The sequence below is a fragment of the Pseudoxanthomonas helianthi genome, assembly GCF_017939625.1.
Lineage (GTDB): Bacteria > Pseudomonadota > Gammaproteobacteria > Xanthomonadales > Xanthomonadaceae > Pseudoxanthomonas_A > Pseudoxanthomonas_A helianthi.
In genome coordinates this window covers 674,220-691,834 of record NZ_JAGKTC010000001.1, presented here as the reverse complement: position 1 = coordinate 691,834, position 17,615 = coordinate 674,220, and the positions used below count along the sequence as shown (strand labels likewise).

The window sequence follows — 17,615 nt, the reverse complement described above, 5'->3', positions numbered from 1 at the left end:
CATTGAAATTGCCCGCTTCGCCGAAGTCGCTCGTTTCCCCATAGGTCGCAGGAATCCGCACATGAAACGGTCGCGCCACGGCTGGACACTCAGGGCCGGCTTACAGGCAATTTTCTGCTGCGTGCTGGCGCTGGCGGGGCCGACGGTCTTTGCCGGCGAGCCGGCGCCAATCGGAAAACCCGATCAGGTGGCCGGCAAGTTCGAAGGCGTGTGGGTATTCGGCCAGGGCCCCGACTTCCCGGGATTGCGCTACATGCGCATTGCCTGGAAGGAAGGGAATGTCGTCGGCGCCATCACCACCGACTGGTATGGCGACATACCGATGAGCAAATTGCGCATCGAAGGCGACACCGCCCGGTTCGAGATCGACAACGGCAATGCCAGGCTGCCGCCCAAGGAGTGGAAGGCCACGCTGACGGCCGGCCGGGTCCGGGTCGCTGGCGACATCTGGTATCAGCGAGTGGACCTGCAGGCCGAACGCGGCACGCTGGCTGATGCCAAGCGGCTGGCTTTTGCCGTTGCACCTTTGCCGCAACCCCAGAAGCTGCCACCCGATGGGCAGGCGCAGACGCCCCCGATGGGATGGAGCAGCTGGAACAAATTCGCCGAACGCATCGACGACCGCACCATCCGGGGCATTGCTGATGCACTGGTGTCCACGGGCTTGCGGGATGCCGGTTACGTCCATGTCAACATCGACGATGGCTGGCAGGGCGAACGCGACGCCAATGGCGTGCTGCAGCCGAACGGGCGTTTTCCCGATATGAAGGCGCTGGCGGACTACGTGCATGCCAGGGGACTCAAACTGGGCATCTACAGTTCGCCGGGTCCGAAAACCTGTGCGGGCTACACGGGCAGCTATGGCCACGTCGAGCAGGATGCCGAGACCTGGGCGCAATGGGGCATCGACTACCTGAAGTACGACCTGTGTTCGGGCGAAGGCATCTTCCGCACGCCCGAACAGGTGCGGTTGGCCTACCAGCAGATGGGCGAGGCGCTGCGCGCCACGCATCGTCCGATGATCTACAGCCTGTGCCAGTACGGCCGCGACCAGGTCGGCACCTGGGGGCGCGATGTCGGTGGCCATCTGTGGCGCACTACCGGCGACATCGAAGACAGATACGAAGTGATGGCGGGCATCGGTTTCGCCAGGAATGGCGATCCGGCCAACGCGGGACCGGGCGGCTGGAACGACCCCGACATGCTCGAGGTGGGCAACGGCGGCATGAATGCGGACGAATACCGGACGCACATGAGCTTGTGGGCGCTATCGGCCGCGCCGCTGCTGCTGGGCAACGACCTGCGCGAGATGTCCGCCGGGACGCTGGCATTGCTGTTGAACCGGCAGGTCATCGCAATCGACCAGGATCGTCTGGGACGGCAGGGCAAGGCGGTGCGCAAGGACGGATCGACGGAAATCTGGGTCAAGCCGCTGGCCGATGGCGCGGTGGCCATCGGCCTGTTCAATCGCGACACGGTTGGTCGTGAGATCGCCTTTTCCCCGGCTGATGCGGGTTGGCCCGAAGGCAAGGTTTCGGTCGTCGACGCCTGGAGCGGCAAGCCGGTGGCGTCGGGCGTGCGCAACATGCACGTTCCTGCCCATGGCGTTGCGCTGTTGAAGTTGACGCGTGGCGGGTAAGTGGGAAGAAGAGTGGCCAGAACCGGTAATGCCGCCGGCATCGTCAGGCGACGCTAGCGTCGGGAGAGTCAGGCCGGGCCCGCGTGCCATGTGAGTCCAAGTGCGCGATAGGTGAAATCGCTCAATCGCACGGCGCCGTCGCCGGCGCTGTAGATGCCGATCCTCAGGCTGAGGAAGCCGCCGAACACGTTGTGGTTGAGCCCCGAGACCTCCATGCGCGTGTCCAGTCGCGTCCAGGTGCGGCCTTCGTCGTGGGAATGGTGGAAGGTCACTACGTTCTGTTCGTTGGTCATCCGGATGCGCACGCGCCGGGTGGGGATTTTCTGCCGTGCCCAGGTCTGTTCCTCGGCGTACTGGAACACGCGTAGTTCCTCGGCAGTGAAGCCGATGCCGACGAAGGCTTTGTGGTTGTAGAACAGCAAGAGGCCGCCTTCGCCGTTACCGATCAATTCGAGCGTGACTTCGGCCCGGTAGGAACGATCGCCGACGATGCAGGTGAGCGGGCTGCTGTCGGCCGGCGAAGTGCCGGCGCCGGCCAGTTGCAGCGTCTTGTCGCCGCGGACGACGCGCCGCATCTCGTCGGGGTGCGGATCGTGGAACGACCACTGCGTGCCGAAGCGGTCGCGGGAAAAGTCGTCGGACAACGCGAGGCCGGCCGATCCCGGCTTGCCTTCCGCCGGTTTGCGCATGGGCTTGGACAAATCGCCGCCCTTCGTCCTGAACCAGCCGTCTTCGGTCCATTCGATCGGTTCCAGCAAGGTCTGCCGGCCCAGCGTGCGGAAACCATTTTCGTAGCCGTGGTACACCATCCACCAATCGCCCGCCGGACCTTCCACCAGCGTCGCGTGGCCTCTCGACCACCAGGGCTCGGCATCGGAGAGCGTGCGCACCAGCGGGTTGTGCGGGCAGTGTTCCCAGGGGCCGTGGATCGAGGCCGAGCGCGCTGAGATCACCATGTGGCCGGTGGCCGGGCCGGCGGTGCCGCCTACCGCCGTGACGAGGTAGAACCATGGGCCTCTGCGTAACAGTTTCGGCCCTTCGGGCGCGAAGTTCTCCGTGATCCAGTCGTCGGGATAGCGCCACGGACTGTAGGCGGGTTCTAGCGCGCCGTCGGTCGCCAGCCCGTCGTCGGTGAGGCGGATCTTGCGAATGCCGTTGACGAACAGGTAGCGCTTGCCGTCTTCGCCGACCACGTGGCCGGGATCGATGCAGCCGTCGATCTTCAGGTCGACCGGTTCGCTCCACGGACCGCGGATGTCGTCGGCCCAGATGACATGGATCTTCCATGCCTCGCCTTTGGCGAGCGTGGGCAGGTAGATGAAATAGCGCCCGGCGTGCTTGCACAGGTCGACCGCCCACACGGTGCCGACGGGCTCGCGCAGCGCCGGCGCGAGCGGTGTCCAGTTGACCAGGTCGGTCGAATGCCAGATCACCAGGCCGGGATAGGCATCGAACGACGAGAACGTCATGTAGTAGTCGTCGCCATCCTTGAGGATGGTCGGGTCCGGATGGTCGCCAGCGACGATCGGATTCAGGTACGTGCCGTCGCCGAGGTCTGCCTTGCGCTGGTCCTCGAGGCCCGGTTTCCATCGTGGCGGCATGGCCGTCGGGCATGTCGCTTGCGCGGTCCCGATGCGCGGCAGGGGAGCAGCGACTGCCCCCGCGAGTGCTGCCTTGAACAGGTTCCGGCGAGTCGTGTTTGTCATTCAGGGTCCTTCGCACCGGGCGTCAGGGACGATAGGCGCAGGAACAGGCGCGAACTTGGCGACGCGCACTTCGCCGGCATGGTCGACAACGTTGCCAGGCCAGTCAGCAACCTCCATGCGAACGGTTTGGTCATCGGGATTTTCTCCAGGTCGCGACGCCGGCTCACGCCGACGTCGCGGCCGTGGCGGAGCGACGTCGCCACAACGCGTGCAGGCCGCGCGCGGCGAGATCCTCGGGGTGGCGTTGCACGCCGATGCCCAGGGTCCGCAACGCATGCGCGTACGAAGCGAGCAGCCGCTCGTTGCCGATCAGGTGCACCAGCGCGGGGCGCGGGGATTGCGGGAACAGACCGGACGCGCGGATCTCGTGACCGATCAGGATGCCGGAAAGATACGAAGGCAGAGCGGCCTCGCTGAACTGCTGGAACAGCCCCGCGGTGCGCACGCCGAACAGATGGTGCAGCAGGCCGCCGTTCTCCGCGCTGCGCCGGAGCCCGGCGTCGAACGCATAGGCATCGAAGCGGCCGTCCGTGGCGGGCATCAACTGAGCCAGGATGCTGTGCTGGCGCAATGCGGCATAGACTTCCCCGGTCATCGCGGTGGTGATGCGGCAAATGCGGCCATTGCGCACCGTCACCCATTTGCTGTGCGTGCCAGGCAGGCAGACCATGTGGCTGCCGCCGGGCAAGACGTCGAGCAGCGCGGCCAGCTGCGTCTCTTCGCCGCGCATCACGTCGGGTACCGCGTCGGCGCTGGCGTCGCGCAGGCCTGGCATGATCCACAGCGAACGCCCGGGGAATTCGCTGGACGGCATCGGCCGCATGCCGAGGGCCAGTTCCGCGTTGCCGACCGGGCAGACCACGTAAGGCGCTTCCTGCCAGCCGCCGCGCCCGCCGACCATGCCGCACATCAGGATCAACGGGTCGTCCCAGCCGGAGATTTCCCGCGCGAGCACTTCGGCGAAACGGCCCTTGCTGGCCAACGCACCGTGGTCGCTGCGTCGGCGTTCGTGGACCAGGCCGTCGTCGTCCATCCGATACAGCCGCAGGCTGCTGGTGCCCCAATCCACCGCGATCATGGCAGTCGCACCCGGTCTTCGCCGCGCGCGAGAGCGCGGTCGAGCCGATGCGCGAACACGCCGCCAGACAGCGGATGGGCGGCCAGCGCCTCCGCGTCCAGGTCGACACGCGCGCTGCTGACGTACAGCGTGTCCCCGCGCAAGGTGCAACAGGAAGTCTGCGGCGCGGGCACATGCACGATGCGGTCGATGCTGCCGTCGGGCCGATAGCGGACCACGCGCCCCGCGCCCCATTGCGCATTCCACAACGCGCCCTCGCGATCGACGACGGAACCGTCCGGCTCCGCACCGGGCAGGTCGATGTCGATGAAGGTCTCGATGTCCGATACCGTCGCCGTGCCGGCGTCGTAACGGCATTGCCGGATGCGCAGTTCGACCGAATCGCAGAAGTACATGCGCTTTCCGCTGGCGTCGAAGCAGATCGAGTTGGGAATGGCCGCGTGCGGCAGCGCGAGTTCGCGCAGCCCGTGCAGGGCGGTGTACTGGTAGAAGCGGCCGCCGCGATGCGTGCCGCCGCGTTCGTCCTTGGTGCCGAACACGAACCCGCCCTCGCGATCGGCACGGCCGTCGTTCATGCGGGTGTGCGGAACGCCGGCTTCCACCTCGGCCAGTCGATGCAAGGTCAGTTCGTGCGCCTCAAGCTGCGACTCGACATCGCTGGCGTACAGGCCTTTGGCCAGCCCCAGTAACAAACGGCCATCCTCGGCCAGGGCCAGGCAGCCAAGAGATTCGGGCAGCGACCACGTGTGCGAGCGCCCGCTGGCCGGATCATGTCGCCACAGCTTCGCGGAGAGGATGTCGGCCCAGTACAGCACCTCGCGACGTTCGCACCAGAGGATGCTTTCGCCCAGGACGCAGCGGCTGTCGACGGCGAGACTCGCCAGCGCCTCCGTCACGACGTCACCACTCGGCCACGCTGCCGTCGCCGTGTCGCCACAGCGGGTTGCGCCAACGCGGCGGCCGGCGGCTGGCTTCGATGAGGCGCTGCTCGTCGATTTCGACGCCCAGGCCCGGTTTGGGCAGCGCGGCGATGCTGCCGGTGTCGTCGCAGCGGAAATCTTCCTTGTTGAGCACGTAGTCGAGCAGGTCGGTGCCTTCGTTGTAGTGGATGCCGATGCTCTGTTCCTGCAGCACCGCGTTCCAGGACACGAAGTCGACCTGCAGGCAGGCGGCCAGGGCCACCGGTCCCAGCGGGCAGTGCGGCGCGAAGGCCACGTCGTGGGCTTCGGCCATCGCGGCGATCTTCGCGCATTCGGTGATGCCGCCGGCGTGAGACAGGTCCGGTTGCACGATCGCCAGGCCGCCGGCCGCCAGCACCGGCTTGAATTCCGTGCGCGAATACATGCGCTCGCCCGCCGCCAGCGGGATGGACGTGGCATCGGACAGGGGGCGGTAGTACTCCCATTGCTCGGGCAGCACCGGTTCTTCGACGAACAGCGGCTTGAACGGCGCCAGTTCGCGCAGCAGCACGCGCGCCATCGGTGCGCTGACCCGGCCGTGGAAGTCGATGCCGAAATCGACGCTGTCGCCCATCGCCTCGCGGATCGCCGCGACCTTGGCGATGGTGGCGTCGATCGCGCGCGGGCTGTCGATCAGCTTCAGTTCCTCGGTGCCGTTGAACTTGAAGGTGTCGAAGCCCTGCGCCAGGTGGTTGCGCATCTGCGCGACGATGTCGGCGGGGCGGTCGCCACCGACCCAGCGATAGGTCTTCATGCGGTCGCGGACCAGGCCGCCGAGCAACTGGTAGACCGGCACGCCCAGCGCCTTGCCCTTGATGTCCCACAGCGCCTGGTCGATGCCGGCGATGGCGCTCATCAGGATCGCGCCGCCGCGATAGAAACCCGCGCGGTACAGCGTCTGCCACAGGTCGTTGATGCGCGCCGGATCCTGGCCGATGAGGTAATCGCCCAGTTCGTGCACGGCGGCCTCCACCGAGGCGGCGCGTCCCTCGATGACGGGCTCGCCCCAGCCGGTGATGCCCTCGTCCGTTTCGACCTTGAGGAACAGCCAGCGGGGCGCTGCGTGGTAGGTGCTCAGGCGCACGATCTTCATGCGAAGTGGTCCAGGTAGGCCTGGCGGAAACGGCGCGCGCGTTCGCGCGTGCGTTCGACCGCCTGGCCAGGTTGATAGAGTTCGCCGCCGATGCCGGCGCCGTGGCAGCCCGCGGAGAGGTAGGCGGGCAGGTTTTCCGGCGTGACGCCACCGACGGCGAAAAGTGGAACGGGCGGCAGCACGCTGCGCAGTGCGCGCACCAGGGCCGGTCCCTGCACGGAAGCGGGGAACAGCTTGAGCGTCTGCGCGCCGGCATCGAGCGCATCGAAGGCTTCGCTGGCGGTAGCGAAGCCGGCGGCGACATGCAGGCCGCGATCCACCGCGTAGCGGATCAGCGGCGGGCGCGTGTTCGGCGTCACCATCAGTTTGCCGCCCGCATCGACCAGCGCATCCACGTGCGCCTGGGTCAGCACGGTGCCGGCACCGATGGTCGCGTGCGCACCCAATTCACGCGCGCAGTCCGCCACGCTGGTTTTCCAATCCGGCGAATTGGTCGGGATTTCGATGGCGTCATAGCCTTCTTCCACCAGCGCGCTCGCGTGCGGGAGCGCTTCGCCCGGCGTGATGCCACGCAGGATGGCGACCAGCGGCAAGCGGAAGGGAAGGGGCGATGCGTCCATGCGTTTAGTCGTGATCGCGCTGCGGTATGGCCATGAATCCTCCTCCCTGGCTGGATCGATCAAATCGCAGGTCCCCTGGAACGGCGGCCCTGCGACGACCTGCGGGCGTCTGCCCGGACCGCGCGGTTTGGCTGTGCCCGACCCGTTGTTGGAAGCGTGACATAGCCTCGCGTCCCCATCTATGTACGACAAATGAAATTTTTGTCGTAGGCTATTCCGTGTACGAATAGCAAAGCTTCCCACTTCCGGAGGTTTCATGGTTCAGCCCACCACCGGCTGGTTTGGCGCCACCCGGCTGAAGACACGCCACCTGTCCCTGTTGCTGCATCTGTACGAACAACGTTCGGTGCTGCGTGCCGCCGAGGCGGCCAACATGACCCAGCCGGCCGCGTCCAAGTTGCTGGCCGAAATGGAGGCGCTGCTGGGGGTGCCGCTGTTCGAGCGGCATGCGCGCGGCGTCGAGCCCACCTGGTACGGGCAGGCGCTGATCCGGCGCGCACGCTCGGCGCTGTCGGAAATCGGACGGGCCCATGACGAGATCGCTGCGCTGCGCGACGGCCGCATGGGCCAGGCAGCGATCGGCACGGTGGTGAACCCGGGCACCAACCTGATCCCCCAGGCCATTGCCGCGGTCAAGCGCGACTTCCCGGACATCCTGATCAAGGTGGAGATGGACTACAGCCGGCCGCTGGTGGCCAAGCTGCTCGATGGCCAACTGGACATCGTGGTGGGCCGCATCCTGGGTCCGGAAGGCGCCGGGGAGCTGGATTTCGAGCCACTGGCGGACGAACCCCACGCGGTCATCGCGCGTGCCGGCCATCCCTTGGCGGGGCGGCCCCAGGTGACCCACGCGGACCTCGTGGAATATGGCTGGATCATGCCGCCGGCCGCCAGTGTGCTGCGTTCCCGCCTGGATGCCGCGTTCCTTGAGCAGGGGGTAACGCCCCCGCAGGACATCGTGGAAACCGCGTCGCTGCCGGTGATCATCCATCTGTTGCGGCACAGCGACCTGCTGACCGCCCTGCCCGTCGAATCCGTGGCGCCATACCTGCAAACCGGGCAGATGGGCGTGTTGCCGGTGGACCTGGGGGTGCGCATGGAGTTCTTCGGCATCATTCGCCGCCGCGATCAGGTCCTGTCTCCCGGTGCCGAGCGGGTGTTGCAGGCCTTGCGGACGACTGCCCGCCGCCTGTACCCGGACCGTGGATGAGCGGGCGGGCGGCACCGGTCTGCTCATTCCGTGCGCCCCGGACGAACATAAGCGGGCTCTCGGCTCTGTGTCCATTTCCATGTATTCCAACAGAATATATGTTCTAACGAATATTTCATTGGTATGGCATGTCTTGCTTCTTCTAAGCTCCGATCCAGCCCGGCAGATGGCGGTTGATCGTGCGTCCTGCCGAGGTAGCGCTACCTAAATTCAATCGCATGCCATGTGTCCTGGGAGGGAACATTCATGTCAACGCTCCGTAGCCGCCCGGCCAATCCGGGCGCACGCGCCGCTTCCACCCGCGCTCTGAAGCACACGGTCATCGCCCTGACCATCGCCACCCTTTTGGGAGCCAATGCCCACGCGCAGGAAGCGTCGACCGGCGAAGACAAGGAAAAGAAAGAGGTCACCGACCTCGACAAGGTGCAGGTCACCGGCATCCGTGCTTCGGTCTACCGCGCCCAGGACATCAAGCGCGACGCCGAAACCTTCGTCGATTCGGTCACCGCGCAGGACATCGGCGCATTGCCCGATCGCAGCGTCACCGAGACCCTGTCGCGCATTCCCGGCGTCACCATCGATCACTTCCTGTCCGTTGGCGACCCGGAACACTTCTCGGCCGAGGGCAACGGCGTGCAGGTGCGCGGCCTGACCCAGGTGCGTTCCGAGTTGAACGGGCGCGACAGCTTCTCCGCCTCCGGCGGCCGCAGCCTCAGCTTCCAGGACGTGCCGTCCGAGCTGATGTCCGGCGTCGACGTCTACAAGAACCAGAAGGCCGACATGATCGAGGGCGGCCTGGGTGGTTCGGTCGACCTGCGCACCTTCATGCCGTTCGATTTCAAGGATTCGAAGTTCGCCGTGTCGATGAGCGCGAACAAGGGCGACTTCGCCAAGAAGCTCGAGCCTTCCGGTTCCGTGCTGTACAGCAACCGCTGGAACACCGACGCGGGCGAATTCGGCGTGCTGGTCGACATCGCCCATTCGGGATTGGCCACGCGCACCGACGGCATGTTCCTGCGGCCGTTCTTCGAGACCCGCAACACCGATCTGAACGGCGATGGCGTCAAAAACGAAACCCTGTGGCTGCCGCGCGGCGCCGACTGGCGCACGCTGACCTACGACCGCGAACGACAGGGCGGCTATCTGGCCTTGCAATGGCGCCCCCGCGCCGGCCTCGAGTTCTATGCCACCGGCTTCCAGAGCCGCTACGACGAGTTGTGGTACGAGGATGCCATCTTCGTCGGCAACGACCCCACCCAGGTGGCGCTGGACGCGAGCCAGCCCTACGAGCTTGACGGCAACGTTTTCCGCTCCGGACGGCTGGTCCAGACCGGCGACATTCCGATGGGCACGGACATCCGCGCCTCGCACCGCAAGTCCAAGACCACCGACTTCTCGGTGGGCATGAAGTGGCAGTTCAGCGACGCCACCGACTTTTCGACCGATTTCCAGTACATCAAGGCCACCACCAAGGGCCTGGATTCCACGGTATCGCTGGGCGTGAACGTTCCCTACATCGACGTCGACCTCGGTGGCGGCCTGCCGTCCATCGGCGTGGATCCGCAATTCACCACGAACCCCGCGAATTACTACTGGGGCTTCACGATGGATCACCGCGACGACAACCTGGGCAAGGAACTGGCCTGGCGCGCGGATCTGAAGCACAGCTTCGACAGCGGCTTCATCAAGTCGTTCAAGGTCGGCGTGCGCGCAACCGACCGCGACGCTACCAACGTCAACACCGGCTACGACTGGCAACCGGTTTTCCAGACCTGGATGCAATGGTGGGCGCTGCCCGGTAACGAGCCGTTGCCCGGGCTGGACCTGAGCAGCACGGTCAACACCAGCCTGACCCACCTGAACCAGTTCTCCAATTTCTACCAGGGCAAGGCCAATACCCCGGGCCAGTTCTACGCGCCGATCCTGGCGACCGCGCTGGGGTTCCCGGTCAGCTACCAGGACATCCACGCCGCGGCGGCTCCCTACTACAACTGCTGCTACGGCGCGATCACGCCGCGCAAACTGACCGATCCGCAGTGGCGCAACGTGCAGGGTGAGCGCACCTACGCGGCCTACGCCATGCTGAACTTCGGTGTCGATGACATGCGGTTGGATGGCAACGTCGGCGTGCGCGTGATCCGCACCGAGAACGAAGCCAACGGCTTCGTGGTCTGGCCGAACACGAGCACAGCGCCCTACCTCGGCCATGGCCAGAGCGAGCCGATCGCCGCCCAGAACAGCTACACCGACGTGCTGCCCAGCGCCAATATCAAGTGGGAACTGGCCGACAACCTGATCCTGCGCTTCGCTGCGTCCAAGGCCATCGCCCGGCCCAGCTTCAATGAGCTGCAGGCGTATCAAACGCTCAGCGTCGCCGTCAATCAGGACCATGTGGTCGGTGGAGTAGCTTGCCGCGATATCCAGAACGGAGGCACTCCGAACGACCCCAGCGACGATCCGACGGTCTTGCCTGCGGGATGCATGGATCTGACTAGCGATGTCTACGGCAATCCGCACCTGACGCCGATGAAGGCCAACCAGTTCGACCTGTCGCTGGAGTGGTACTTCAATCCGGAACATGGCGGCATGGCGTGGATCAACCTGTTCCGCAAGGATCTGAAGGATTATTTCCGCCGCCAGGCGCGGTTCGAAACCTACAAGGGCGACGACGGCAACGATTACGAGTACCTGGTCACCCGTCCGGTCAACACCGGCACGGCCAAGATCCAGGGCGCGGAAATCGGCTGGAACCAGTTCTTCGACTTCCTGCCGGGACCGTTGAATGGGCTGGGCATGTCAGCCAACTACACCTATATCGACAGCAGCACCAACGTGCCGAACGACCCGAGCGTGGTGCCCCGCGACACCGACGGCTCCTCCTACGGCAAGCTGCCGGCCGATGGCCTGTCCAAGAACTCCTACAACGTGGCCGTGTTCTACGAGAAGGGTCCGTGGCAGGTGCGTTTTGCCTACAACTGGCGCAGCGAGTTCCTGTTGTCGGTGGGCGCCAACGGCTACAACGGCACCAACAACAATCTGGATCAGGAATCGATCGCCTGGAAGCTGCCGGTGTACAGCGACGCGTACGGCCAGCTGGACGGTTCGATCTTCTACCGCTTCTCGGACAACGTGCAGATCGGCCTGGAGATGAACAACCTCAACAACGCCGAACAGCGCACGATCATGAAGCAGAACGGAGCGGGCAGCCATGTCACGTCCTGGTACGTGAACGACCGGCGTTACGCAGCGACCCTCCGCTTCACGTTCTGATCGTCAGGCGGCCGGGCAGGGAAGTTCGCTTCCCTTCCCGGTCCCTCTCGAGAGTGTGCTCCACGCAAGGCGCACCGGCTCTCCCTCCGTACCGGAGAATCCGATGCACAGGCTTTTCCCCACATTCGCCCTTCTGCTCTTCCTGCTCGCGCCCGCCGTGTTTGCGCAGGAAGCCCCCGCGGGCTACCGCTGGTACAACGTTCCCGTCGGCGGCGGCGGTTTCGTCAGCGGACTGGTATTCCATCCGGGCGAAAAGGGGCTGCTCTACGCACGTACGGACATGGGCGGTGCGTACCGCTGGCTGCCGGACGCACACAGATGGCAGCCGCTGCTCGATTGGATGGGCGAAGAAGATAAGGGTCGCTTCGGCGTGGAGAGCATCGCGCTGGATCCTGCCGATCCGGAGCGCGTCTACCTGGCCGTCGGCACCTACACCACCGAGCGCTCCGGCAATGCCGCGATCCTGCGCTCGAGCGATCGCGGCCGCAGCTTCGCGCGCAGCGATCTGCCATTCAAGCTGGGCGCCAATGAACTGGGCCGCGGCAACGGCGAGCGGCTCGCAGTGGATCCCAACGACGGCCGCGTGTTGATGCTGGGTTCGCGCACGCACGGGTTGTGGCGCAGTGGCGATCGCGGCGCGCATTGGTCGCGGGTGGAAAGTTTCCCGGCCATCGCGACGTCGCCGTCGGCCAGCGCGGAAAACCGCTGGCGCAGGCAGCAGATCGGCATCGTCTTCGTCGTGTTCGAGCCCGACAGCGGCAAGCCGGGTTCGCCGACGCCGCGCATCTATGCCGGCGTGTCCACGCGCGAGACCAGCCTGTACGTCTCCGAGGATGCCGGCGCGAGTTGGCATCCGGTCGCCCGCCAGCCCGTCGGCCTGCGCCCCAACCACATGGTGCGCGCCGGCGACGGTGCGTTCTACCTGAGTTATGGCGACGAACCCGGCCCCGACGTCATGCACGATGGCGCAGTGTGGAAGTTCGAGCCCGCGCAGCAACGCTGGACCGAAGTGACCCCGGCGCCTCAATCGATCGACTCGGAAGGCGATGGCTTCGGCTGGGGCGCGGTCGCAGTGGACCCGCGCAATCCACGCACGCTGATCGCCAGCACGTTCTGCCGCTACGGCCCCCGCGACGAGCTGTTCCGCAGCGTCGATGGCGGCAAGACGTGGAAGGCGGTGTTCGCGCATTCGGACTTCGACCACAGCGCGTCCCCGTGGACCGCGCAGGCCACGCCGCACTGGCTGGCCGACCTGGAGATCGATCCGTTCGATTCCGACCGCGCGCTGTTCGTCACCGGCTATGGCATCTGGGCCTCGCGCAACCTCGGCGCGTTCGACGGCGGCGGCCGCGTGCAGTGGCGGTTCGACAACATCGGCCTGGAGGAAACCGTGCCGTTGGCGCTGCTCAGTCCGCCGCAGGGCGCGCACCTGATCAGCGGCCTGGGCGACATCGACGGTTTCGTGCACGATGCGCTGGACAAGACCACGGTGCAGTTCGCGCGGCCGCCGCGTTACAACAATACCCATGACCTGGCCATGGCCGGGCAGGCGACCGGGGTACTCGCCCGCACCGGGTATTTCCACGACGATCCCGGCAACGTGCCGCATGCGGCGTACTCGCGCGACGGCGGACGCAACTGGCACGTGTTCGCCAGCGATCCGCCCGGCGGCGGCGTGGCCGGGCGCATCGCCCTGTCCGCCGACGGCAAGCGCGCGATCCTGCAACCGCGTGGGGGCGAGCACTGGCTCACCGCGGATTTCGGCGGGCACTGGCAATCCGCGCGTGGCCTGCCGAAAACCGCGGTAGCGGAAGGCGACCGTTTCGACGCGAACCTCTTCCACGCTTTCGACACCGCCACCGGCGCGCTGTTCGCCAGCGTCGATGGCGGCATGGAATTCCGTCAGGTCGCGGCCGCTGCGGAAGACGCGGCTGCGGTTGGCGACGACACGCGCGTCGAATTGCATCCGGATCCAAGGCACGACGGCGGCGTGTGGATCGCCGCCGGGTCGCGCGGCCTGCAACGTTGGGCAGCCGGCAAGCTGGTGCGGCTGGCTGGCGCGGACACTGCGCAGTCGCTGGGGCTGGGCAAGTCCGCCAGCGAGGGCGGCTCGCCGGTGTTGTTCCTGTTCGGTCGCGTCGCGGGCAAGCTGGGCCTGTATCGCTCGGACGACGAAGGCCGGCAGTGGCGGCGGATCGACGATGACGCGCATCGTTTCGGCGGTGTCATCCGCCACGTGACCGGCGATCCTCGCGTGCCGGGTCGCGTGTATTTCGGCACCGAAGGCCGGGGCATCTGGTACGGAGATCCGCGGTGAGGCGGCCGCTTCTGGCCGCGGTGCTTGCGTGCGTGCTTGCCGAACATGGCGAGCGTAACCTCGCTTGGCAGGTCATCAGAGACTACTACGCTGCAATCCAGCATCGGGAGAACGATTCTTGAAACGACACTTCGCTCCGCTAGCCATCCTGTGGCTGGCAACATCTTCCGCGCACGCCAAGATCGAGATGCCGCTCGTGTTTTCGGACGGCGCCGTGTTGCAGCGCGACCAGCCGCTGCCAGTGTGGGGCCGGGCGACGCCCGGCGCCAGGATCCGGGTCAGCTTCGATGCGCGCGAGACGACCACTACCGCCGCCAGCGACGGCACCTGGCGGGTCGAGCTGCCGGCGCATGCCGCAGGCGGTCCGTTCCAATTGCGCGTGCGCGAGGGCGAGGCGGAGGAGGTTGCCATCCGCGACGTGCTGGTTGGCGAGGTCTGGCTGGCGTCGGGTCAGTCGAACATGGAGTGGCCGCTGTCGCAGGCGGCGGATGCGGAAGCGGAGATCGCCCGCGCGAACGATCCGCTGGTTCGCCACTTCAAGGTTCCGAAGTCGTGGTCGGACGAAGCGCAATGGCAACTGGCCGGCGGTGAATGGGTCGCGGCCTCGCCGCAGACGGCGGGCAACTTCTCGGCCGTCGCCTATTTCTTCGCGCGCCAGATGCGGCAGAAACTCGGTGTGCCGATCGGCATCATCGACAGCAGCTGGGGCGGCAGTTCCATCGAGGCATGGAGCGATGCGAAGACGTTGGGCCTGTCGCCGCAGCAACTGGCCGAACGCGGCCGCGAAATGCGCGAAGCCAACCAGGCGGCGCTGGCGAAGACGCGGGAAAAGCTGGCGCGCTGGAAGTTGCCCGCCGACGACGGCGGCTGGCAAGCGGCCGACGCGGACGAATCGCAGTGGGCGCCGATCGCTGTGCCGGGCCTGTGGGAATCGGAGGGCTACAACGGCGTGGACGGCATCGCCTGGTATCGCGCGCAGTTCACCCTGACCGAAGCGCAGGCGCGCGCGGGCGTCACCCTGGGCGTGGGTCGCGTCGACGACACCGACACCACCTGGGTCAACGGCGTCCAGGTCGGACAGACCCGGCAGCAGTACAACGTGGCGCGCGTGTACGAGGTTCCGGCCTCGGCGCTGCATGCCGGCGTCAACCACGTCGCCGTACGGGTGGAAGACACCGGCGGTGGCGGCGGCATCCACGGCGCACCGTCCGAAGTGTTCGTGCAACCGGCGCAGGGCGCGCGCCTGGCCCTGCAGGGCTGGCGCTTCCGCCCCGCGCAAGCCAGCGTGAGCATGATGGACGACAAGAACCAGGTGCCCACGCTGCTGTACAACGCGATGATCCATCCGCTGCAGCCCTACGCCCTCGCCGGCGCCATCTGGTACCAGGGCGAAGCCAACGCCGGCACCACGGCGCAGGCGTTGGCGTACCGGCAACAGTTCACGGCGCTGATCGGACAATGGCGCGCGCAGTGGCATGCGCCGAAGTTGCCGTTCCTGTGGGTGCAGTTGGCCAATTGGGTTTCCGGCGCCGACCAGGGCGACAGCAGTCCGTGGTCGGTACTGCGCGAATCGCAATCGAAGACCCTGTCGCTGCCGGCCACCGCGCAGGCGGTGACCATCGACATCGGCAACCCGGACGACATCCATCCGCGCAACAAGCAGGACGTCGGCAAGCGCCTGGCGCTGGCGGCGCGCCATGTCGCCTACGGTGAAACTCTGGTCTACAGCGGGCCGGTGTTCACCGGCATGCAGGTCGAGCATGGCACGGCGACGCTGTCGTTCGCCGCGGGCAACGGCGCGCTCGCCGTTCGCGGCGGTGGCAACGAAGTGCATGGGTTCAAGTTGGCCGGCGCGGATCGCGTATTCCATCCGGCGAAGGCGATGGTTCGCGGCGACAAGGTGGTGGTGCAGAGCGATGCCGTTCCGGTTCCGGTCGCGGTGCGGTATGCGTGGAGCGACAACCCGGCCGATGCCGACCTGGCGAACGACGTGGGCCTGCCCGCATCGCCGTTCCGCAGCGATGCCTGGTGAGGAAGGAGCGAACGCAATGAAGCGACATCATGGCCATTGCCTCCTGCGCACGCTGTTGCTGCTTGCGGCAATCGGCCTGCTGGCGGCCTGCCAACCCAAGGGCAAGGATGTGGCGACCGGAACGGTGCAAGCGGCCGCCGGCGAAAATCCGATTCCGCGCATCGTCAGCAAGGACGGCCGGCATGCATTGCTGGTCGATGGCGCGCCCTTCCTGATCCTCGGCGCGCAGGTCAACAATTCCAGCAACTGGCCGGCGGCGCTGGACGAGGTATGGCCGGCGATGGCCGTGCTCAAGCCGAATACGGTGATGGTGCCCGTCGCCTGGGAACAGGTCGAAGCAAAAGAGGGCAAGTTCGACTTCTCCTTCGTCGACACGTTGCTGAAGCAGGCGCGCGAACACGACGTGCGCCTGGTGCTGCTGTGGTTCGCCACCTGGAAGAACAACGGGCCGAACTACGCACCGCGCTGGGTGAAGCTGGACAACGCGCGCTACCCGCGCGTGGTCGCCGCCGACGGGCGCACGCTGAATTCGCTGTCGCCGCATGCGCGGGCCACGCTGGATGCCGACCGCAAGGCCTTCGTCCAATTGATGAAGCACCTGAAGGCGGCCGATCCGCAACGCACCGTCATCATGGTGCAGGTAGAGAACGAGCCCGGCACTTACGGCAGCGTGCGCGACTTCTCGCCGCTGGCGCAGAAGGTCTTCGAGGGCCCGGTGCCCGAAGCGCTGCTGAAGAAGCTCGGCAAGCAATCGGGCAACTGGCGCGACGTGTTCGGCGCCGATGCCGACGAGTTCTTCCATGCCTGGCATGTCGCGCATTACATCGACCAGGTCGCCGAAGCCGGCAAGGCCGCGTATCCGCTGCCGATGTACGTCAATGCCGCGTTGCGCGGCCCGTTCAATCCGGGCCAGCCGGGCCAGTACGAAAGCGGCGGCGCCACGGACAACGTGCTGGACGTGTACAAGGCGGCAGCGCCGCATATCGACCTGCTGGCGCCGGACATCTACATGTACGACTACGCCAGCTACACCACGGTGCTGGACCGCTACTCGCGTGCGGACAATCCGTTGTTCGTGGCCGAAACCGGCAACCGTGCCGAATACCCGCGCTATTTCTTCTCCGCGTTGGGCGAGCAGGCGATCGGCTGGTCGCCGTTCGGCATCGACTACACCAGGTACTCCAACTATCCGCTCGGCGCCAAGGTGATGAATCCGGAAACGCTGGAGGACTTCGCCCTGAACTACCGGCTGGTCGCACCGGCGATGCGCGTGATCGCGAAGGCCGGTTTCGAGGGCAGGGTGCACGGTACCGCCGAGCAGCCCGGGCAGGCGGTGCAGACGCTGAAGATCGACGCGCGTTGGAACATGCGGGTTACCTACGGCGTGCCGCAGTTCTGGTTCCAGGGCGAACCCCCGGGCAATCCGGAACCGATCGGCCGCGCGCTGGTGGTGCAGCTGGGGCCGGACGAATTCCTCGTCACCGGCGCGCACGCGCGCATCAACATCGAAGCGGCGGACCCGGCCGTGGCCGCGCGCCAGATCTACGACTACGTGGACGAAGGGACTTACGTAAACGGCAAGTGGCAGTTCCGTCGCCGCTGGAACGGCGACCAGACCGACTACGGCCTCAACTTTTCCAGCGCCCCGCAATTGCTGCGGGTCAAGCTGGCGACTTATTGACGAGCGGAGC

General features: G+C 66.4%; 11 protein-coding genes. 6 read left to right on the top strand and 5 right to left on the bottom strand.

Annotated features, from left to right (window positions below):
* Positions 1–61: 61 nt before the first annotated feature.
* The gene (locus J5837_RS03265; RefSeq protein ID WP_210535285.1) at positions 62–1,639 is read left to right on the top strand and encodes a glycoside hydrolase family 27 protein; all 1,578 of its coding nucleotides are present in this window, start codon (positions 62–64) and stop codon (positions 1,637–1,639) included.
* Between the two features lie 68 nt (positions 1,640–1,707).
* Here the strand turns inward: J5837_RS03265 and J5837_RS03260 are convergent, their stop codons facing one another.
* The 5 genes from J5837_RS03260 to J5837_RS03240 form a co-directional block, all read right to left on the bottom strand.
* On the bottom strand, positions 1,708–3,345 hold the full coding sequence (locus J5837_RS03260) for a family 43 glycosylhydrolase (protein WP_210535284.1): 1,638 nt from the start codon (positions 3,343–3,345) through the stop codon (positions 1,708–1,710).
* A 163-nt stretch (positions 3,346–3,508) separates the two neighbouring features.
* Entirely contained in the window at positions 3,509–4,423 is a 915-nt protein-coding gene (locus J5837_RS03255) for a 2-dehydro-3-deoxygalactonokinase (RefSeq protein ID WP_210535283.1), read from the bottom strand.
* Complete coding sequence (locus J5837_RS03250) at positions 4,420–5,319, bottom strand: SMP-30/gluconolactonase/LRE family protein (protein WP_210535282.1); 900 nt, start codon at positions 5,317–5,319, stop codon at positions 4,420–4,422. Before J5837_RS03250 ends, J5837_RS03255 begins: the two co-directional genes overlap by 4 nt.
* Positions 5,320–5,323: 4 nt before the next feature.
* Positions 5,324–6,475 (bottom strand): galactonate dehydratase, encoded by a 1,152-nt coding sequence (gene dgoD, locus J5837_RS03245; protein WP_210535281.1) that lies wholly within the window; start codon positions 6,473–6,475, stop codon positions 5,324–5,326.
* Positions 6,472–7,095: a 2-dehydro-3-deoxy-6-phosphogalactonate aldolase gene (locus J5837_RS03240; protein WP_210535280.1), complete on the bottom strand. Its 624-nt coding sequence runs from the start codon at positions 7,093–7,095 to the stop codon at positions 6,472–6,474. Before J5837_RS03240 ends, dgoD begins: the two co-directional genes overlap by 4 nt.
* Positions 7,096–7,351: 256 nt before the next feature.
* Here J5837_RS03240 and J5837_RS03235 point away from each other — a divergent pair, with 256 nt between their 5' ends.
* From J5837_RS03235 to J5837_RS03215, 5 genes are all read left to right on the top strand, one after another.
* Complete coding sequence (locus J5837_RS03235; RefSeq protein WP_210535279.1) at positions 7,352–8,305, top strand: LysR substrate-binding domain-containing protein; 954 nt, start codon at positions 7,352–7,354, stop codon at positions 8,303–8,305.
* Positions 8,306–8,551: 246 nt separating this feature from the next.
* Positions 8,552–11,575, top strand: coding sequence for a TonB-dependent receptor (locus J5837_RS03230; protein WP_210535278.1), 3,024 nt, complete (start codon positions 8,552–8,554; stop codon positions 11,573–11,575).
* 103 nt (positions 11,576–11,678) lie between these two features.
* Positions 11,679–13,892, top strand: a complete 2,214-nt coding sequence (locus tag J5837_RS03225) for a WD40/YVTN/BNR-like repeat-containing protein (RefSeq protein WP_210535277.1) — start codon at positions 11,679–11,681, stop codon at positions 13,890–13,892.
* 187 nt (positions 13,893–14,079) lie between these two features.
* Positions 14,080–15,924 (top strand): sialate O-acetylesterase, encoded by a 1,845-nt coding sequence (locus tag J5837_RS03220; protein ID WP_210536116.1) that lies wholly within the window; start codon positions 14,080–14,082, stop codon positions 15,922–15,924.
* Positions 15,914–17,605 (top strand): GH35 family beta-galactosidase, encoded by a 1,692-nt coding sequence (locus J5837_RS03215; RefSeq protein ID WP_210535276.1) that lies wholly within the window; start codon positions 15,914–15,916, stop codon positions 17,603–17,605. The genes J5837_RS03220 and J5837_RS03215 overlap by 11 nt, the downstream gene beginning before the upstream one ends.
* Positions 17,606–17,615: the final 10 nt, after the last annotated feature.

What these genes read in the sequence shown, in the direction of transcription:
- J5837_RS03265 (WP_210535285.1), top strand. Translation starts at nt 62, where the DNA reads ATGAAACGGTCGCGCCACGGCTGGACACTCAGGGCCGGCTTACAGGCA.
- J5837_RS03260 (WP_210535284.1), bottom strand. Translation starts at nt 3,345, where the DNA reads ATGACAAACACGACTCGCCGGAACCTGTTCAAGGCAGCACTCGCGGGG.
- J5837_RS03255 (WP_210535283.1), bottom strand. Translation starts at nt 4,423, where the DNA reads ATGATCGCGGTGGATTGGGGCACCAGCAGCCTGCGGCTGTATCGGATG.
- dgoD (WP_210535281.1), bottom strand. Translation starts at nt 6,475, where the DNA reads ATGAAGATCGTGCGCCTGAGCACCTACCACGCAGCGCCCCGCTGGCTG.
- J5837_RS03240 (WP_210535280.1), bottom strand. Translation starts at nt 7,095, where the DNA reads ATGGACGCATCGCCCCTTCCCTTCCGCTTGCCGCTGGTCGCCATCCTG.
- J5837_RS03235 (WP_210535279.1), top strand. Translation starts at nt 7,352, where the DNA reads ATGGTTCAGCCCACCACCGGCTGGTTTGGCGCCACCCGGCTGAAGACA.
- J5837_RS03230 (WP_210535278.1), top strand. Translation starts at nt 8,552, where the DNA reads ATGTCAACGCTCCGTAGCCGCCCGGCCAATCCGGGCGCACGCGCCGCT.
- J5837_RS03225 (WP_210535277.1), top strand. Translation starts at nt 11,679, where the DNA reads ATGCACAGGCTTTTCCCCACATTCGCCCTTCTGCTCTTCCTGCTCGCG.
- J5837_RS03220 (WP_210536116.1), top strand. Translation starts at nt 14,080, where the DNA reads ATGCCGCTCGTGTTTTCGGACGGCGCCGTGTTGCAGCGCGACCAGCCG.
- J5837_RS03215 (WP_210535276.1), top strand. Translation starts at nt 15,914, where the DNA reads ATGCCTGGTGAGGAAGGAGCGAACGCAATGAAGCGACATCATGGCCAT.